Genomic DNA, 18,799 nt, shown 5'->3' with positions numbered 1-18,799 from the left:
CTTTTCCCTCCTCGGAACTCTGTACTGTTACTTAGACACCGGACTCCACCGCCAATTCGAATTACTTATGATGCGCTCTGCGGTAACTATCGCCGCCTAAGGAATTGAGTTTGGCGACGGAGTACGCGGCTCGCGCCGCACATCTTACGCTACGCACGTTCAGCCGCACAAGCTTTGCCGCACAAGCAAGACCGGCCAGCAATACCCGCGCAAGGATCTTACGGGTATGGCAGCCATGCTCAGGCTTTGAAAAGCCCCTCCCGGCCACCGGGAATTAAGGTGGGAAGGGGAGGGTCATGCATACTTGCACGCTGCTACGACCACATAGCGAACCGTGTCGCGCTCGGAGTCTAGCCCCCGGCGAGGGTAAAGTTTACCTGCACCTGCGTGTCGACTTCGACCGGCTCACCATTCAGCAGATATGGTTTGTACTTCCACTGCTTCACCGCCTCGATCGCGGCCGGAGCCAGCATTGGATGCCCGCTGATCAACTGCAGGTTTTCGATGTTGCCCTCTTTGCTGATCTGCGCCTGAAGCACCACAACACCCTGAATGCGGGCCTGGCGGGCGAGCGGAGGGTACGTCGGCGGGACCTTGCGGACCAGTAAGCCCGTCGAAACGCCGGACGAAACGCGCACACGTGTTGGAGCGGCCATCTTCGGGGCTGCGACTGGTACCGAGCTAAGCACGCTGCCGATCACGCCGCCCATCGATCCACCCGGGACGCCGCCCGGAACGCCGCCCACGACGCCAGTCGTTGCCATTTGCGGCGGAGCTTCGTCTTCCTGGATCATCTTTATTTTTTGTGGAATCTTGGTAGGCGTGCGCAGTTCGCCGTTCACGATATCGGTCTGAACCTGCCTCACATGGACGACCGCAGCGGCTGGCGGTGGCGGCGGTGGTGGCGGCGGTGGGGGGGCCACCAGCATGAACATCGATGTGCCTTTGGGTAAGGCTTCCGTGAAAATCAGCGGGATCAGAACCATCACGCCGATGATCATCAACTGAAGGATGAACGAAACCAACGATGTCCATCCCCGCTTCGTTTTAAGCTTACCGCCCGATTCGATAAGGCTGTCTTCAAACATGGTATTTCCCCCTTACTTCATACCCCTACGGACATTTAGACACCGGCCATCTCCCCTTTGCTCCCAGTTTCTTTGCCCGTCCGGCGGTCGATCTCAGCGCCCTGAGACGCCTCGAACAACTCCGTTTAAGTCCATACATAACAAGGCCTAACGCAATTGTTGCGACCATGCCATCAGGTAACTTACCTAGCCTTGCCCGCCAAGGCCGTGGCCGGACGTTTGCCTTTCTCAATCCGCCAATCCTGGTAGGCGACCAGAATCGGGGCGGCAATCGCAATCGAAGAATACGTTCCGATCAGAATGCCAATCACCAGAGCGAGACTGAACCCACGGAGCACCTCGCCCCCGAACAAAAAGAGAGCAAGAACAGTAAGGAAGGTAAGGCCCGCTGTCAAGATCGTTCTGCTCAGAGTTTGATTAATGCTCCGATTTACGATCTCCGACAGTTTCTCCCGCCGCATGAGTTTAATGTTTTCCCGGATGCGGTCAAATACCACGATCGTGTCGTTATTAGAGTAACCAATCAGGGTGAGAATGGCCGCGATCACGGTCAGGGAAATGTCGGTATTCGTCAGGGAAAAGAACCCTACCGTAATGAGAGTGTCGTGAAATACGGTCACCACGGCCGCAACCCCGTAAATCCACTCAAACCGGAAGCCGAGGTAAACCAGCATCCCGAGAAGAGAATAAAGAGTGGCCAATCCGGCCTGTTTGCGCAACTGCCCGCCAACCTGGGGACCGACGATTTCCACGTTGCGAACCCCAAAATCGGACACATAGAAGCCATCCGCCAGCGCAGCCGCCACCTTTGGGTCAACGCCGGCGGCACTCTGCAATTGGTCGAGCGAATTCAAAACTCCACCCTGCACTTTGTCGCGATAATCGACCGCAGCCTGGGCCTGGGCGGAGTATTTCTGATCCGCGTCGGAGCCAAGATGCAGCGGGTCTTTATCCAGCAGATAGTTCTTGATGGTCAGGAAACTGGCGTTGTTGAAATCGACCTTGCCCGCCGGAGCTTTAGTCTCTAGCGCCTGGATGATCTTCGCCTTGCCCTGATCGAGCGCCTGCTCGTTGGTTTCGCGTACGGCGAGATCGATCAAGACCTCGTTATTCTGAGGCCGGTCGTAAGGCTGAATCTTCGGGTCATGCAGGCCAGCCCGATCCAAAGCTGCGCGGATCGCGTTCAAGTCAGGCGTATGCGAAAACTTCACATACACCAGCGTTCCTCCACGGAAGTCTACGCCCCACGGAATGTGATGCCAGAACAGCATGGAAAACAAGCCCGCGACGCTAAAGATCAGGGAGAATGCGAGAAAATACCACTTCTTGCCCAGGAAATCGATGTTGGTATTGCGAAAGAACTCCACAGGTTTATCTAACCCCTTATCTATCTATGACGTAAAATTGAATTGAGCAATTGGGGAATTGAGTAATTGTGCAATTAAAACCTTTGTGTGGATGCCTTGATTTTCAATTGTCAAATTACTCAATTTCCCAATTACCCGATTCTTCTAAATGCTCAACGCTTCCCCGCGCTGCTTCCGGCTCAAGACCCAGTCGAAGATGGTGCGCGACACAAACACCGCCGTAAACAGGTTCGCCAGCAAGCCGAAGGTGAGCGTAGTGGCAAAGCCTTTTACCGGGCCCGTACCAAAGATGAATAAAATTGCGGCCGAAACGATGGTCGTGACGTGCGTATCCACGATGGTGATCCAGGCGTGACTGAACCCTTGATCCACCGCCGAGGGCGGCGTTTTGCCATTGCGCAACTCTTCTCGAATGCGCTCAAAAATCAGTACATTGGAGTCCACGCCCATGCCGACCGTCAGAATCACTCCCGCGATTCCCGGCAAAGTCAGAGCAACATTGACTCCCGCCATCGTCGACCATCCCAGAAACCCCAATAAAATGATGAGGTTAAAGATCAGCGCCAGGTCGGCATTAATGCCGGCCCCGCGGTAGTAGATCAGCATGAAGATCAATACCGCCACCATGCCGACAACCGCCGCCCGCACGCCCGAACGAATCGAGTCCGCGCCGAGCGATGGCCCGACTGTGCGCTCTTCCAGGTACTTGATGCTCGCCGGCAGCGCGCCCGAACGCAGGACCATGGAGAGATCCTTGGCCTGCTGCTCCGTCATGCGGCCGCCGCTGATCGAGCCCTGATCGCGGATCGGCTCTTTAATGCTGGCGACTTCCATCACTTTATTGTCGAGCACCACCGCCAGATTGTCGCCGACGTGGGCAGAGGTGAAACTGTAGAATCGCTGTCCGCCTTCACCGGTCAGTGAGAAACTCACGCTGGGCTGCCCATTCTGGTCGGTCGATTGGTCCGCGCTGCGCAGATCCTTGCCGCTGACTGCCGAAATCCGCGAGACGAAACACCACGTCGGCTCCGTGCTGCCGCTGGCGCACTGTCCGCTCATTAACATCGAATCTGCCGGTACGATTCCGCCCTTCGCCTGTAGAGCCGCCTCTTGACTGGGATAAGGCCCATCAATCATCTGCTTGATCTCAAGCATGGCGGTCGACTGCATGATGTCCTTCACGCGCCCGGGATCGTCTACGCCCGGCAGTTGGACCAGAATCTGGTAGTCGCCCAGACCGTGTTCTTGAATTGTCGGCTCGCTCACGCCGAGGGCGTCAATGCGGTTGCGGATGGTGTCAATCGCCTGCGAGACCGCCTTATTTTTCAGGTCGACAAGATTGGAAGGCCGCATCGCCAGGTTCCAGATGTTGTCCGCACCGCCCGTAATGTCATACTCCGGCAGCCGATCGCGCACAATGTTCATCAGGTCCGTGCGCGATTGCGGCTGCACCCCTTTGATCACAATGTGGTCGGGATTGTTCTGCGGGTCGGGCTGAGTAATGTCGGTGTAGTCGATCTTCTGCTTGCGCATCTGATCTTTGAGAGTCTCGATGGCATTCTGCGCTACCACATTCACCGCTTCATTGACCTGAACCTGCAAAATCAGGTGCGTCCCACCCTTCAGATCGAGGCCGAGATGAATGTGGTCGGTCAGCGCCGTGAGCAGCCCCTGGCCCGAGAGACTTTTCGGAATCCCGAAAATTCCGAACAGGAAAAAGAGCATCGTGCCGACGATGAATGCGAGCTTGTAGAGAAGATTCTTATTCATGATGAGAACAACCCAAAATTTATCCGCTTCTATTACGGTCTTCTATATGTATACGCTGGTCTTCTATTTGCTGGTTTTGACGTCTTCCTCAGGCGTCGTCACTACCTGCACCGACGCCTTGGTGACTTCCACGACGATATTGTTCGGCGGAACGCGCAAATGGATCGCATCGTCCTTGAGCGCCATGATCGTGCCCCGCAGCCCACCGGTGGTCGTGACTTTATCCCCGGTTTTGAGCTGATCGAGCATGGCCTGCCATTTTTTCTGGCGGCGCTGCTGCGGCAAAATCAAAAGAAAATAGAAGATGGCAAAAATGAAGATGAGCGGCGCCATCCCCAGCCATCCCATACCGCCACCACCGCCGAGCTGCATTGCCAGCAAAAATTGCATAGAGGTCTAAACGCGCGTATCCGCAAAAAACCGCCCGCGCCTTTTTAGCGCCGCGGGAGCTGTGATTTCACCACGGGGTTTAGATCGACTTCGGCCGGGTTCCTTCAGCTTTCAGGCTTGAATCCGGGGAGATCTTTCTAGAGGTCGTTTCCCTGACATCAGGGCTTCGGTTGCGACCAGACAGTAGAAAGAAAACGGGAATCTTCCCCAAGTGAAATAGAATGCCGCACCCGCCGCATAGTGTCAAGGTAGAAACTCAGGTTGTGGATCGTATTCAAGACCTGCGCCAGCACTTCATTGGATGCATAAAGATGTCGCAAATAAGCCCGCGAGTAGCGCCGGCACACCCGGCAGACGCAATTCGAGTCCAGCGGACCCGCATCCTGAGCATAGCGCGCCTGCTTGATCGAAACTTTCCCCTCCGAGGTAAACAGCAGCCCATGCCGCGCCGCCCGCGTCGGCAGTACGCAATCCATCATGTCCACGCCAAGATTTGCATACTCGACAATCTCTTCCGGCGTCCCTACCCCCATCAGATAGCGCGGCTGGTCTTTGGGAAGATATTCCAGCGTCGACTCCACAATCTCTTGAGTCAACTCCCGCGGCTCCCCCACGCTCAGGCCGCCAATGGCATAGCCGGGAAACCCGATCTCGACAGTCCGCTCCGCCGACTCCTTCCGCAGCGCCCGATCCATTCCCCCTTGCACAATGCCGAACAAAGATTGTGTCGCTTCACCACTCTCGTTGTGGTCCCGACGCCCTTCTTTCTTGTCATTCCGAGCAACGCGAGGAACCTGCTGTTTGCCGTCGCCATCCGAAACCTCGTCCATGCTGCCGGAAGCCGGAAGCCGAGAGCCGGAAGCCCCACTCCAAGGCACCTCATGCTTATGCTCCTCAAAGTAAGCCTTGCTCCGCGCCGCCCACCGCGCCGTCATCTCCATCGAAGCCCGCGCCCGCGCCGTGTCTGCCGGATACTCCGTGCACTCATCGAACGCCATGATGATGTCCGCTCCCAGCCCGATCTGCGCCTCCATCGCGCTCTCCGGGCTGAAAAAATGCGAAGACCCGTTCAGATGCGACCGAAACGTCACTCCGTCCTCAGTAACCTTGCGCAGCTCACTCAAACTGAAAACCTGAAATCCTCCGGAGTCGGTAAGAATGGCACGTCGCCACGCCATAAACCCGTGCAATCCCCCCATCTTCCTTACAGTGGCAACTCCGGGCCGCAGGTATAAGTGATAGGTGTTTCCGAGAATAATTTGCGCCGTCAGATCTTCCAGCGTCTCCTGCGGCACTCCCTTCACCGTAGCCTGCGTCCCCACAGGCATGAACACCGGAGTCTCAATCCCCGCATGCGGTGTCAGCAACCGCCCTGCGCGCGCTCTACCGTAGGTTTTATCGATGCGAAAAGTAATGGACACTGTGAGCGATTGTAATTGCTCGCGTAGGGGGGACGCATTCGTCCGCCCCGCGGAGCGAAGCGACGCATGAGGCAGCTTACGCAAGAATCGCCGCCGTTGAGCTCTCGATTACGCGCTTTCGCGCGCAACCGGACGAGGCGTCCGCGACTCCATACAAGTTGCTAGAATGAGAAGTAGGTCGGGAGTTTTCTAAGGTTCGATCCTCACGCTCCATGCAATTCACAGAACAATTCGACGTAGTCGTAGTCGGCGCGGGACATGCCGGATGCGAGGCCGCCATGGCCGCCGCACGCATGGGCCTGAAGACCGCCCTCTACACGCTCAACGTCGACCTGATCGCGCAGATGTCGTGTAACCCCGCCGTCGGCGGCATTGCTAAAGGACATCTCGTCCGCGAAGTCGACGCTCTTGGCGGCATCATGGGCGAAATCACCGACGCAGTCGGCATCCAGTTCCGCCTGCTGAATACGTCCCGTGGCCCTGCTGTCTGGTCGCCCCGCGCGCAATGCGACAAGCAGGCCTACCGCCTGAAGATGCGCGAAGTCCTCGAATCGCAGCCGAATCTGAAGATTAAGCAGGCAGAAGTCGCGGATCTGATTGTGGAATCGTCGTCGGTCGTCGGTCGTCAGTCGTCGGCCAACCTCCCATCAGTCTGTCATCCTGAGCGGAGCGCGAGCGAAAGCGAGCGCGCAGTCGAGGGACCTGCTGTTTCAGCCGACGACCAACGACCGACGACCGATGACGACGAGCGCAGGCGAGTCATAGGCATCCGCCTCCGAGACGGCCGTACCGTCGGCGCCGCCGCCGTCATCATCACCACCGGCACATTCCTTAACGGCCTCATCCACTGCGGCGAGCAACAATATCCTGCCGGACGATCCGGTGAGCCCAACGCCATCTTGCTCGGCGAGGCTCTGAAAAAACTCGGCCTGCGCGGATGCCGCCTCAAGACCGGCACTCCTCCACGCCTCGACGGACGCACCATCGACTGGTCACGCTTCGCTGAGCAGCCCGGCGACGTCGATCCCACTCCATTCAGCTTTCGCACTCGCCGCGTCGCGCACCACGACTCGCAAGTGCCGTGCTACATCGCCTACACCACGCCCGAGACACATCGCATCATCCGCGAGAACGTTCACCGCTCGCCCATGTACAGCGGACAGATCCAGTCCATCGGTCCGCGCTACTGCCCCTCGATCGAAGACAAGATCGTGAAGTTTCCCGACAAGGAGATGCACCAGCTCTTTCTCGAACCGGAGGGCCTGAACACGCATGAAATCTATGTCAACGGCATGAGCACGAGCTTGCCGGTGGAAGTGCAGATCGAAATCCTGAAGTCGATTCCCGGCCTTGAAAGCGCCGACATGCTGCGCCCCGGCTATGCCATCGAGTACGACTCCATCGACCCCACCGAACTCGAGCGCACGCTCGAAACCCGTAAGATTGCCGGCCTTTTCCTCGGCGGCCAGATCAACGGCACGAGCGGCTACGAAGAAGCAGCCTGCCAAGGCCTGATGGCCGGCATCAACGCGGCACTGCAAGTGCAGCAACAGCCGCCGCTGATCCTCGACCGCACCGAAGCCTACACCGCGATCCTGATCGATGACCTGATCTCAAAAGGCACGAATGAACCCTACCGAATGTTCACCAGCCGCGCCGAATTCCGCCTGCACCTGCGGATCGACAACGCCGACCGCCGACTCACGCCGCACGGCCGCCGCATCGGCCTGATCTCCGATCAAGCATGGTCAGATTTCGAATCGAAGCAAGGGCGCTTGCAGAATCTGAAGAAGTTGATGGAAAGTACAAGACTGACAGTGGAAATGTCAGAGCGCCTAAAGTCTTGTCAGTCCGAGAAGCGAAGCGCCGAGGAACCTGCTGTCGCCGCCAGCGCACCGGAGCCCGCGGTTGAGTGGGGATCGGCAACAGGCCAGTCACTCGCCCAGTTCCTGAAGCGGCCCGAAATCACAGCAGAACGCCTGGTCCCAGTCCTGCGCGAACTGACACCGGAATTTTTCGCAAGAAGATCCTCGGTGTCCCCAATGACCTCTGTGGTTGATCTTGGTTCTGAGATCAGAAACGAACTGAAGTCCGTCGAGACCGAAATCAAGTACGAAGGCTACCTGCTACAACAGCAGCGCGCCATGGATCGCCTGAAGAAATCCGAGCAGCACTCCATCCCCGACTGGTTCGATTACCGCAGCGTCAGCGGCCTTTCCCGCGAGATGCAGGAAAAACTCACCCACGTTCGCCCCCGCACCATCGGCCAGGCTTCGCGCATTCCCGGCGTAACCCCGGCAGCGGTCTCGTTAGTAAATGTCTTTATAGAAATCCAAGCCCGCCGCCGCGATCAGGCCGCCGCGTTATGAGCTTGCTTGGAGCTGCGAAGCCAAGGATTCACAGGGAGGCTATTAGCGCCTCAAGAGCCACCCTGTTTTCGCTTAAGTTGCTCGATCAGGTCGGTTTTCCGACGATCCTCATCTTGTTGAGCCTTGTCCTTGCGCTCCTCAATATCTCTTGTCCTTTTGCGGTCCTCAATTGCTTGGTCTTGAGCTTTCGACATTCCACCACCCCTTTTCGTTTTGCTGAAAATCAAGGTATTGGCCAATGCACAAGCCCCTCGCTCGCTCGCGGGCGTCACCCCAGGATTCCCTTCGCCTTCAACTTCTCGATTTCCTCTGTCACTTTTGGTCTCTCGGTCAGTTGAACGAATTCAGCCGGTCGCGGCTGCGTGGGGAGTAATATTTCCTTCGTTTCTGCTGCATGGATAAAGTCTGAGTGTCGTACCCGAGTGGCAACCGTTCCCGCTGCTGTAACGGGTTTTGCGCTGTCAAGTTCCACAATGCTATTTGCATTCCACTCGATGTGGGCAGCGACCACACGTAATTCCAATTTGACAGCCGCCCGAAGTTCGTCTTCTGGCAATTGCAGAAGGAAGCTCTCCTCTATTGTTTCTCCAGGCTCAATCCATCCGTGATTCTTATAGACGCTTCGGACTTTAACCAGTTCCTCGCTCGCGTCCACGGGATTTTTCACCGCGGGCACCGGGATTAGGTCGGATACCGAAATGGCCGTTCCCCTCTGTTCGATGGAGAACTTCGACAGTCCAACATTCTTGATTTGGGCAGATCCGGAAAGAAAGAGTACTCCCCTGCACCAGATCGGCTTGCCAGAAATCTTCAGCTCTAGCCTTTTCCTGAAAGTGCGGCCTCGAAGGTAGTTCAAGTAGGCCCACCCGCCTCCTATTACAACCGCCAGGATTTTGGTGACCTTATCAACGACGTCAAGTATTGAGGACAACAGAGAGGCTGATTCCGGGGCCGTAGGTGAAACGAACATAGTATCCCCCGATGTTAGTTGGCAACACTATACACCTGCCTGTATTCACGTTCAACGTTGTGTCATCTCAGGATCTACGGGTGCGAATTCTGCTTATTCTGCAACTCCTCCGACAACTTCAACTCGCCCTCTGCCTGCTCTTTCTTCCCCACATTCCGGTAAGCCTGTCCCAGCAAATAATGCGTCATCGGGTTATTCGGGTCCATCGTCGCCGCTCGCTGCAACGCCGTCAGAGCCAAATCATATTCACCCTTCTTCTCCAGAACCTTGCCCATCAGAATAAACGGCGTCGTCGAAGTGGGATCCAGCCGGATCGAGCGTTGCAGCAACCGCTGCGCATCGTCATACTTCTGAATTCGCGAATACGCGTCGGCCAGCTTATAGTAAGTCGCCGCATTCGCCGGATTGATTGCTAATTCCTTCTGGAACTCGGCAATCGATTCCGGAATCCGCGACTTGTACGTATACAACTCGCCCAGCAGTTCGTGCACCAGCGGCAGCTTCGAATCGAGCGCCGCAGCCTTCTGCGCGTACTCTTCCGCCACCGGATCAAATTCCTGCCGAAACAGCATGCGCGAGGTAAACAGATAACTCGCCGCCGAATCCCCCGGCACATTAAACATTTTGGCGAACGCCTGGCGCGCCCGCTCGTAATCCTTGGTCTGGATATAGCAAGTTCCCAGAATGTAGGAAGAATCGACGTTGGGCGAAGAAAATGAGCCCTGCAATTTTTCCAGCAGCGGAATCGCCTCCGCCGGATGCCCGCCCGCGTAATACGACAGCGCAAGGAACTGAACCGCTTCGCCATTCGCCGGATCGGCCGCCGTTGCCCGCTTCAAATAATCGATCGCCTTCGGGAAATCGCTTTTCTTGTAATACGCGGTTCCCAGCTCCAGATCCAGACCCTTCGCCCCGGGATCGCGAGCCTCAATAGCCTCTAACTCGGCGATTGCCTCATCGATCTTCCCTTGCTGCATTAGCCTGCGCGCATTCGCGAATTCGGAAGGGGCAGGTTGAGGCGATTCGGTCGCAGGCGTGGACACCGGCTGCTGGCCCACGCTAACGGAGGTCAGAGTCGCAAGAAGAGCGGCGACGCAAGCAACCCTCAAAGCAACGAATCGTGCTTCCATATGAGGATTAGAGCACAACCGCCACGACGCGCGGGTGCCCCATTTCTCGCATTCTTGGCGAGAAGTGGGGCTTTTGATCTTGCCCCGGCCGCTCCTAATGCCCGCTCATTTCCTTCCGTAGCGCCTCCAGATTTTCCTTCGCAATTGGCTGCCGCGGATCAATCTGCAATGCCCGCTCAAAGTGCGTCTTCGCTTCAGAAAGTTTCCCCAACTCCGCCAGTGCCGCTCCCAGATTCGCCTCGACATTGGCGTCGTGCGGCTGCAATCCGAGCGCGATCCCAAACTGCGCAGCCGCGCCCTCAAAATCATTCCCGCCCGCCAGCGCGAACCCCAGATTGTAATGAGCGTCAAAATAATCCGGACGCGCCTTCAGCGCCGCCTGCAAATATCCTACCGCCTGCTCCGGATGCCCCGCCGCCACCAACGCCGCGCCCAGACCGTTGTTCGCAGCCGCGTCCTCGGGACGCAACTTCACTGCCATCTCGAACTCGCCAACCGCAGCATCGATCTTATTCTTAGCCTGCAACATCGCCGCCAGATTGTAGTGCGCTTCAAAGTCCGCCGGATTCTTCTCTACATTGTGCCGCGCCAGCGCTTCCTGGAGCGCCATGCGCGGATCGCCCTGGTTTTCTCGAGCGCGCCCCTCGTCATGATTCACCGGCAGCACTTGCAGCCACAAATGACACATCTCATCGCTCGACCGGTTTCCACCCAACACCCGCGCCGGCGGATGATTCGGATTCAGCGGATTTTCCTCGGAATTGTCATACATATAGCGCAGGCTCACCGTCGTTCCCGCGGGCAAGCGCACCGGCTCCGCATAGCGATACACCGCCTGCCAATTCAAATTCCAATGCGGAATATGAATGAGAGTCTGCTTGGTGCCGTCGGGCAGCGTGGCGAATGCCTGAATGTCTTTCCCCAGATAATGCGCGTGGGGATAAATCGCCAGCAGATCCACATCAACAGGCAGCGTAAAACTATCGGTGACCAGAAAATCTTTTTCTCCCGCCGGAATGTCGAGCTTGGCATCGTTCTCCAGTTGCAACAGCATGGGCAGCTTCGTCGCCGGCTGCGGCGTGAAATAAAGTCCAATGCTCGGCTGAATCACTTCGGTCTTTCCCGAAGGTTGCAGGTGGGTATTGAGAATCAGGTCTGCCCCTTTGTCGAGCCGCAGCGCCATCCCTTCCGGCTCGACATAAGGAATGGTCCCCGGCTTCCAGAACAGAAGATGGCTGTCAGGATCGAATACCTGCGACTCGATGCGAATCTCCATCCCTCCGAAACCCGCGCCCGGCTCAACTTCGCGTCTGCGCGATGCCCCTTCGCGATCAATAAGAATATTCGCGTGATGCACGTAGCGCTTGTCGCCGGGACGAATCTCCACCGCCTTCACCCAGCGCGTCCCAGAAATCGGCACCGGGAAAATAAAATTCCAATACGTGTCCGTGCCTTGCGGCGGAAGAACGAGCGGCTTCGAGGCCGTGAGAACCAGATCAGGCTTGCCTAGCCGCCAGCCCTCAACGAACTTCGGCGGCGCAGGCAAATCCCGCGGATCGCCTTCAATCGCGCCCTGCTCCACCCAGCGCCGAATCATTTCAATTTCTCGGTCGGCGAGGCGAAGCTCGTCGGCAAATTTCAATCGTTGCGGCGCCGGCAGCCACGGAGGCATGGCCCGCGACTGCGTCACCTCCGCAATCTGCCGCGCATGCCGCTTCACATCGGAATAACTCAGCAGCGAAAACGGCGCCGCCTCTCCCGGCCGATGACACGTCGAGCAGGAATGAAAAATGATCGGAGCGATGTCGCGGTTGAAAGTAATTGGCGGTGCAGAGGTAGCGGAAGAAGATGAAGGTGAAGAAGTTGATTGTCGCGCGCCAGCCGAAATGATGAAGCCCGTGGAACCCCACAGAGTTCCACCGACGATTGCACCCGCCAGCACAATCAGCGTCAATCGCGTCCCACCCAACCAGGAGGCTAGTCGAGGTCCGAGATGTAGCATCCCACTCCCCTGACTTCGCTCCTCGCGAGAACTTTCCCCGCCAACGCCGCGCGAATGGCGTCCTCCAGTTCGTGCGTCGTCGGGGCAGTTCGCGACCGGCTCAAATCAAAATACCAGTCGTCAATGCGCCCGTCATAGACAAGGTGACGATCTGGGTCAAAGACGGCCACCTCCGGAGTAATTTGCACGCGCCCCATCTTCACGAGCACATGTTCAGGATCGCGCAGCGCCGGCACATGATATTTATAGTCTGCAAGATACTGGCGAATCGAAGCCGCCGATTCCGTCTTGTCAGGAAACACCAGCCAGAAGTTGGCTCGCTCGGCAAACTGTTTGCTGATCTGCTGAATGACCGGAGCATAGCGGCTGGAAACCGGGCAGTCCCTCCGCACAAACACAAGCACCACAATCTTGCCGGGATTCGCCGCCAGCGGATTTACCGAGTGGCCATCCAAATCGAGCCCTTGTTGTGCGATAGCGAGGCCGGAAGAAAGCAAGAGCGCCGTCGTCAATATCGATCGGAACCGCAGTCTGCCCCAACCCATTAAGATACCCACCGGCGAACCCTTCAGAATTCTAAGAGCGTCCCGGATGAGTGTCCATCCCCGAACTTTCCCGCGAAAGCAGGTTCCAGCGCGGAAAGAGGAAGCCCGTGCTTCTCTGGTAGGTCGCGTACTCCTCGCCGAACTCCGTCGCTAACAGCCGTTCCTCGCGTACGGCCTTACGGGCGTGCGCGAACAGCAGCAGCACTACAGCGACAATTCCGCGCCACTCCCCGGCTACTAACGTAGCGCCCACACATCCCAGCAACATCCCCGTGTAAATCGGATGCCGCACAAACGCGTATGGCCCGGAGCGAATCAGCTGATGCCCCTCTTTCAGCGTGACCCGCGCGCTCCAGTACTCGCCGATGCAATACCGTGCCCAAATGGCGATCGCCACGCCGAGCCATGTCACGGCAATCCCAACCCAGGCAATCCACTTTTCCTGCGGGACGAACCGAAGCTCCAGCGCACCGATGCGAAATCTGTCAGAAAAAAGAAGCATGTATGCCAGTACCACCACGACGACGGTGACTAGCCGGTCCGCCGACCTCTCCCTCGCCTTGGTACGCTTCACGCGCAGCGCCGTGATCGCCCAATACGCGGCGAACACATACCACGGAATCTGCTCAATTTGCCACAGTGTTAGTGTCTTCATTGCTTCTCCTTTCGCCGGCCGAGCTTGGAGATGCGGCGCAGATGTCGTACCCACTCCAGCTCCATCTCAACCTGTTTCCTCATGTGGCGCACGATTTCTGCGCCAAACTTTCCCAACTCCATATTGGCTTCGAGCGCCGCCAGGTGCTGGGCGCGATTTTGCAGATAGTTCTTGCGCCGGGTAAGAATGTCAGCTCTCGCCTTCAGTTGCGGCGCCGCAAATAGCCCCACGCGCAGATGGAACGCATCGTCAGAAGCCGCGTCGTCTTCGCCGAATTGATTCAGACGCTCGAACAGATGCTGCCGCCCATCCGCCGAGAGCGCATACTGCTGACGCGTCTGCCCGCGCTCGCCGGGGACTGCCTTCTTGCGAACCCATCCTTCCTGCAAGAAACGGCGCAGCGATGGATACACCAAGTTATTATGTAGCGCTTGCCCCATAATCAAACCCGCTTCCCGCTTCAGTTGGTAGCCATATTTCGGCTCGTCCAGCATCATCGAAAGCATCAATAGGTCATTCATGACAGTGTCAAGTGTGAACTAATCGCGAGCTTAATGTCAAGGCTCATGCTTTCCGGGTCTTGGGGTCGTAGGTCTTGGGCCTGTGGTCCTGGAGCCCAGGGGTCGAAAACTCTTGCTCGCGTGGGGCCGGCGCCGAAGACCGAAGACTGAAGACCGAAGACCGAAGACCGAAGACTGAAGACCGAAGACTGAAGACTGAAGGCTGAAGACCTGCACCCAACCGCGGCAGACCCAACCCGCTCCCGCTACAATGTCCACAGCATGATTGCCCACCTCCGCGGAAAGCTGCTGGCCAAGCATCCCAACCAGGCCATTATCGAAACCTCCGGCGTCGGCTACGACGTGACCATCAGTGTCCCCACATTCTCCGACCTGCCCGCACTCGGCGCTGAAGTCGCGCTGCACATTCACACCCATGTGCGCGAAGACCAGCTCGCCCTCTACGGATTCCTGCGTCCCTCAGAGAAACTGCTGTTCGAAAAGTTGCTCACGGTGAGCGGCATCGGCCCCAAGCTGGCCATCACCATCCTGAGCGGCATGCCCGCTGACGAAATGGTGGGAGCGATTCGCGGCAACGACCTCGTCCGCCTCACCCGCATCCCCGGCATCGGCAAGAAAACCGCCGAGCGCATGGTCCTCGAGTTGCGCGACAAGCTACCGGCCGCGGGTCTCGCTACTGCGCCGGCCGTTCCCGCGATGAACGCCACCGAAGAAGACGTTCTCTCCGCGTTGCTGAATCTGGGATATCAGCGCGCCGCCGCAGAAAAAGCCTTGGCAGCCGCTGCGAAAGAAGGGGACGCCACGTCCTTCGACCTTCTTTTCCGGACATCCCTGGGACGGCTCTCAAAATAGCCCGGATTTGTAGACATTTTCTTCTAGACAAGCCATCCGGCATGGGGTTAAATGCTCCACCATGCAAACCTTGGGCCTCTCCGATTCGGCTGTTCGCAGCGAGAGCCGCCTGAAGAGTCTCTTCTGGCCCTCGATCCAAAGCGGTGCTGACGTCGACTATCTCGCGGTTCAGGGCTTTTGGGTTTGCACCATTGTAGGAGTAATGTCGCTCGCATTCCTGACCTTGGCTCACCAACCCATCAATGGAGTGCTGGTCTTTTTACTGTTTTACCTCGGCGGCGTTGGGGTGCGCGAGCACAACTCCTTCGCCGCAGCAGTCATCTTGGCGTACTACCTGGTCGACTTTCTCGCATCGTTTGTTTTTCTGCTTCTAAATTCACCTGGAATTGGAGTGGTCCGGGTCATCATTGTTGCGCTGCTGTTTTCGAATCTTCGCGCCACCTGGATCGCCGGCAACTGGAAGCCCGACTCTGAAGAAGCCGCTCTCCCGCCGCGCATGGGAGATACATTTTCCGATAAGTTCTCCGACCAGTGGCCCGCCTTCATTTGGCCGAAAGTAAAAGTGCTTTATTACATCTTCTCCGTCGGATATCTGGCGCTCGTAGTCGCCGGACTCATCGTCACGGCCCTGCGCAGCGGTCGTTTTTAATTGTCTTTTACAACGAAGCTGTCGTCCGCGAGAAACAACCATAAGGAGGTTCATACCCATGACTTCACTCGGCACAATCGCGAGAGCGTCGGTCGGATGGTCCATCGGTCTTAGCATTCTGATGATCGTTGCGGGAATTCTTGCCATTGTCGTTCCGCCCGCGGCAGGAATTACCGTCGTCCTGGTCGTTGCCTGGCTGCTCATCTTCAGCGGCGCAACCCACCTGGTCTTTGCCTGGCACACACGAACCACCGGTGGCTTCATCTGGGAGCTTTTGCTCAGCGCCCTCTATATCGTCGTGGGTGTCTACGCCTTGATGCATCCCATCGCCGGCCTGGCCTCGCTCACGCTCTTCCTCGCAGGTTACTTACTGGCAAAGGGAGTACTGGAACTAGTCTTGTCCTTCCGCCTGCGTCCCATGCGAGGTTCGACCTGGCTGCTGCTCGATGGAATCATCAGCCTGATCCTCGCCGTCATGATCTGGCGGACCTGGCCCTCAAGCACGGAATGGGTGATCGGTACGCTGGTGGGGATCAGCATGCTCTTTAGCGGTGTCTCTCGGCTGGCTCTGTCGATGGCTGCGCGCCATGTGCTGGCTGACTTGCCGACGTTCAAAAAAGCAGCCTGATAACGAAAGTGTGGGGCGGACATTCTTGTCCGCCGCACTTGCCTTTGTCCTTGCGGTTGCCTTTGTTCTTGATGTTGCTTTTGACTATTTCCCCAAGACTCCGGACCAAGAACCAATACGTCAACGTCGGCGGACAGGAGTGTCCGCCCCACATTCCCTTTACTTCCCAATGCAGAAAGTACTGAAAATCAAATTCAAAATATCGTCTGTCGTCGTCGCGCCCGTAATCGCATCCAACGGCCGCAGCGCGTTATACAAATCGAGCAGCAACATCTCATGCGGGACTTTCGCGGCCACGGCATCCCGAGCCGCGTCCAGCGCCGCCAGCGAATCCTGAATCAATGCCTGATGCCGCACATTGGTCAGAAATCCCGACTCAGCCGCGGTTCCAGACTCTCCGCCCATGTGCCGCAAAATCTCGCCGCGCAGTTCGGCGATGCCATCACCCGTCAAGGCGGAGGTATGAACGAAAAAACGAGTGCCCCACGTCTCGCCTCCTTTGCGCGACAGGGGGATCTTGGCCGCCAGTAGATCAGACTTATTCCCGACCACGATGGCCGCCCGGTTTTCCATCTGCAGTAATAACTCGTGATCCTCTGAAGCTTGCGGCGTTGACGCGTCCACAACCACCAGCACCAGATCCGCATCGGCCAGCGCTTCCATCGATTTCTTAATCCCCATCGACTCCGCTTCGTCGAACGACTGCCGAATCCCGGCGGTGTCGACGAGCTTTACCGGAATCCCGCCAATCGCTACCGTCTCGCTCACCAGATCGCGCGTCGTCCCCGGAGTCGCCGTAACAATCGCCCGCTCCCGCTCCACCAGGCGATTGAACAAACTCGACTTCCCGACATTCGGCCGCCCGACAATCGCCAGCGTCAGACCCTCATGCACGATGTTCCCGTAAGCGAACGTCGCGCTGAGTTGTTCCAGCGGCGCTCGCACCGCCGCGATGCGATCTAGAATCGCCGCATCCGCCATTACCGACACGTCATCCTCGGCGAAATCAATCCCGGCTTCGAGCGCCGCGATCAGTTCCACCAGTTGTTGTTTGATTGGCTGCAACCGCCGCGAAAGCGCCCCTTCCAACTGCTGCGCCGCCACCCTCGCCTGATATAACGTCTGCGAATCGATCAGATCCCGCACTGCCTCCGCCTGAGTGAGATCGATCCGCCCGTTCAGGAACGCCCGCATGGTGAACTCCCCCGGCTCCGCCACCCGCGCCCCCGCCGCCACACACAATTCGACAATATGCCGCAACACCACCGGCGACCCGTGTGCCGAAATCTCGACGATGTCGTCGGTAGTATAAGAATGAGGCCGAGCAAAATAGGTGACAACGACCTCGTCAATGAGTCGGTCCTGTGCAGAATTCGGAGGTCCAGACTTCAGATGTGCGGAATTCAGATACCCAGAATTCAGATACCCAGAATTCAGAGGGTGCCCCATCCAAGCCGCGTTTTGTGCGGCTTGGGTGGGAGTTCCGACCGCTTTTGCATCTTGCGGCTCAATCAATTCCCCAAACACCGCCCGCCCCGCCTCCAACCCATGTCTCAACCGCAACATCGGCGACGCAATCTCCAGCGCCCGCGCCCCCGCCAGCCGCACCACGCCAATCCCGCCGCGCCCTGGCGGCGTAGCGATCGCAACAATGGTGTCATCGAGATTCATAAAGGCAGATTCACGCGCCGATTGTAACGGGTAAACTGGAAAACGTCGTCGGTCATCGGTCATCGGTCGTTAGTCGTCCAAGACCCGCCCGGTGCGGTGTTGGCGAAACGACCGACGACCGAAGACTGACGACCGAAGACTGACGACCGACGACTGACGACCGAAGACTGACGACCGAAGACTGACGACCGAAGACTGACGACCGACGACGATTTTCCCCCAGGAGCCCAAACTTGTCCGTAGCCGACGAACTCTTAAAAGCCAACGAGACCTTCGCCCGAACTTTCACCCTCGGAGATCTCGCCGTCCGTCCCCGCCGCCGCGTCGCCGTGCTGGCCTGCATGGATTCCCGCATCCTGTTCGAGCATTGCCTCGGCCTGCATCCCGGCGACGCCCACATGATCCGCAACGCCGGCGGCATCGCCACCGACGACGCCCTGCGCTCCCTCATCGTCTCCCATCACCTGCTCGACACCCAGGAATTCATCATCATCAACCACACCGACTGCGGCCTGCTGAAAGTGCGCGAAGATGAATTGAAAGTGCGCCTGACCGAAAAGATGGGAACCACCGCCGATGAGCCAAAGCATTTCCACGCCTTCGACGATCTAGAAGAAAACGTCCGGATTCAGATGCAACGCGTGAAATCGCACCCGTGGATTCCGAAACATATTCCGGTGCGCGGATTTGTCTACGACGTGAAGACAGGGAAATTAACAGAAGTTAACCCGCCGGGTAATTTCGAAAGATGAAGATAAGGTCGAGGACGTG

18 protein-coding genes are annotated in these 18,799 nt (G+C 57.6%); 5 read left to right on the top strand and 13 right to left on the bottom strand.

What is annotated here, in order from left to right; genetic code table 11:
* Nucleotides 1-350: 350 nt before the first annotated feature.
* From VGM18_00700 to VGM18_00680, 5 genes are all read right to left on the bottom strand, one after another.
* Nucleotides 351-1,088 carry a TonB family protein gene (locus VGM18_00700; protein HEY3971487.1) on the bottom strand — a complete coding sequence of 246 codons (738 nt, stop codon included), beginning with the start codon at nucleotides 1,086-1,088 and terminating at the stop codon, nucleotides 351-353.
* Between the two features lie 182 nt (nucleotides 1,089-1,270).
* Nucleotides 1,271-2,455, bottom strand: coding sequence for a protein translocase subunit SecF (gene secF / locus VGM18_00695; GenBank protein ID HEY3971486.1), 1,185 nt, complete (start codon nucleotides 2,453-2,455; stop codon nucleotides 1,271-1,273).
* Nucleotides 2,456-2,599: 144 nt separating this feature from the next.
* Nucleotides 2,600-4,225 carry a protein translocase subunit SecD gene (secD, locus tag VGM18_00690; protein HEY3971485.1) on the bottom strand — a complete coding sequence of 542 codons (1,626 nt, stop codon included), beginning with the start codon at nucleotides 4,223-4,225 and terminating at the stop codon, nucleotides 2,600-2,602.
* A 63-nt stretch (nucleotides 4,226-4,288) separates the two neighbouring features.
* Nucleotides 4,289-4,615: a preprotein translocase subunit YajC gene (yajC, locus tag VGM18_00685; protein HEY3971484.1), complete on the bottom strand. Its 327-nt coding sequence runs from the start codon at nucleotides 4,613-4,615 to the stop codon at nucleotides 4,289-4,291.
* 158 nt (nucleotides 4,616-4,773) lie between these two features.
* Entirely contained in the window at nucleotides 4,774-6,030 is a 1,257-nt protein-coding gene (locus tag VGM18_00680; GenBank protein ID HEY3971483.1) for a tRNA guanosine(34) transglycosylase Tgt, read from the bottom strand.
* Between the two features lie 218 nt (nucleotides 6,031-6,248).
* Between VGM18_00680 and mnmG the strand changes: the two genes are divergently transcribed.
* The gene (gene mnmG, locus VGM18_00675) at nucleotides 6,249-8,405 is read left to right on the top strand and encodes a tRNA uridine-5-carboxymethylaminomethyl(34) synthesis enzyme MnmG (protein HEY3971482.1); all 2,157 of its coding nucleotides are present in this window, start codon (nucleotides 6,249-6,251) and stop codon (nucleotides 8,403-8,405) included.
* Nucleotides 8,406-8,455: 50 nt separating this feature from the next.
* Here the strand turns inward: mnmG and VGM18_00670 are convergent, their stop codons facing one another.
* From VGM18_00670 to VGM18_00640, 7 genes are all read right to left on the bottom strand, one after another.
* Nucleotides 8,456-8,644, bottom strand: a complete 189-nt coding sequence (locus VGM18_00670; protein HEY3971481.1) for a hypothetical protein — start codon at nucleotides 8,642-8,644, stop codon at nucleotides 8,456-8,458.
* 29 nt (nucleotides 8,645-8,673) lie between these two features.
* Nucleotides 8,674-9,375, bottom strand: coding sequence for a hypothetical protein (locus VGM18_00665; GenBank protein HEY3971480.1), 702 nt, complete (start codon nucleotides 9,373-9,375; stop codon nucleotides 8,674-8,676).
* A gap of 74 nt (nucleotides 9,376-9,449) precedes the next feature.
* Nucleotides 9,450-10,505, bottom strand: a complete 1,056-nt coding sequence (locus tag VGM18_00660) for a tetratricopeptide repeat protein (protein ID HEY3971479.1) — start codon at nucleotides 10,503-10,505, stop codon at nucleotides 9,450-9,452.
* A gap of 94 nt (nucleotides 10,506-10,599) precedes the next feature.
* Nucleotides 10,600-12,507 carry a tetratricopeptide repeat protein gene (locus VGM18_00655; GenBank protein HEY3971478.1) on the bottom strand — a complete coding sequence of 636 codons (1,908 nt, stop codon included), beginning with the start codon at nucleotides 12,505-12,507 and terminating at the stop codon, nucleotides 10,600-10,602.
* Nucleotides 12,483-13,064, bottom strand: a complete 582-nt coding sequence (locus VGM18_00650) for a thioredoxin-like domain-containing protein (GenBank protein HEY3971477.1) — start codon at nucleotides 13,062-13,064, stop codon at nucleotides 12,483-12,485. The genes VGM18_00655 and VGM18_00650 overlap by 25 nt, the downstream gene beginning before the upstream one ends.
* A gap of 19 nt (nucleotides 13,065-13,083) precedes the next feature.
* On the bottom strand, nucleotides 13,084-13,707 hold the full coding sequence (locus VGM18_00645; GenBank protein HEY3971476.1) for an isoprenylcysteine carboxylmethyltransferase family protein: 624 nt from the start codon (nucleotides 13,705-13,707) through the stop codon (nucleotides 13,084-13,086).
* The gene (locus tag VGM18_00640) at nucleotides 13,704-14,228 is read right to left on the bottom strand and encodes a PadR family transcriptional regulator (GenBank protein HEY3971475.1); all 525 of its coding nucleotides are present in this window, start codon (nucleotides 14,226-14,228) and stop codon (nucleotides 13,704-13,706) included. Before VGM18_00640 ends, VGM18_00645 begins: the two co-directional genes overlap by 4 nt.
* Nucleotides 14,229-14,489: 261 nt before the next feature.
* Here VGM18_00640 and ruvA point away from each other — a divergent pair, with 261 nt between their 5' ends.
* The 3 genes from ruvA (at nucleotide 14,490) to VGM18_00625 (ending at nucleotide 16,357) form a co-directional block, all read left to right on the top strand.
* Nucleotides 14,490-15,080 carry a Holliday junction branch migration protein RuvA gene (gene ruvA, locus VGM18_00635; protein HEY3971474.1) on the top strand — a complete coding sequence of 197 codons (591 nt, stop codon included), beginning with the start codon at nucleotides 14,490-14,492 and terminating at the stop codon, nucleotides 15,078-15,080.
* Between the two features lie 61 nt (nucleotides 15,081-15,141).
* The gene (locus VGM18_00630) at nucleotides 15,142-15,729 is read left to right on the top strand and encodes a hypothetical protein (protein HEY3971473.1); all 588 of its coding nucleotides are present in this window, start codon (nucleotides 15,142-15,144) and stop codon (nucleotides 15,727-15,729) included.
* 58 nt (nucleotides 15,730-15,787) lie between these two features.
* Nucleotides 15,788-16,357, top strand: coding sequence for an HdeD family acid-resistance protein (locus tag VGM18_00625; GenBank protein ID HEY3971472.1), 570 nt, complete (start codon nucleotides 15,788-15,790; stop codon nucleotides 16,355-16,357).
* A 159-nt stretch (nucleotides 16,358-16,516) separates the two neighbouring features.
* Here the strand turns inward: VGM18_00625 and mnmE are convergent, their stop codons facing one another.
* Complete coding sequence (mnmE, locus tag VGM18_00620; protein HEY3971471.1) at nucleotides 16,517-18,028, bottom strand: tRNA uridine-5-carboxymethylaminomethyl(34) synthesis GTPase MnmE; 1,512 nt, start codon at nucleotides 18,026-18,028, stop codon at nucleotides 16,517-16,519.
* Between the two features lie 233 nt (nucleotides 18,029-18,261).
* On the opposite strand from mnmE, the gene VGM18_00615 reads away from it, so the two are divergent.
* Entirely contained in the window at nucleotides 18,262-18,780 is a 519-nt protein-coding gene (locus tag VGM18_00615; GenBank protein ID HEY3971470.1) for a carbonic anhydrase, read from the top strand.
* Nucleotides 18,781-18,799 lie beyond the last annotated feature (19 nt).

The organism is Candidatus Sulfotelmatobacter sp., assembly GCA_036500765.1.
GTDB lineage: Bacteria > Acidobacteriota > Terriglobia > Terriglobales > Acidobacteriaceae > Sulfotelmatobacter.
Note: the sequence above shows the minus strand (reverse complement) of the source record. Positions and strands in the feature narration are given on the sequence as shown.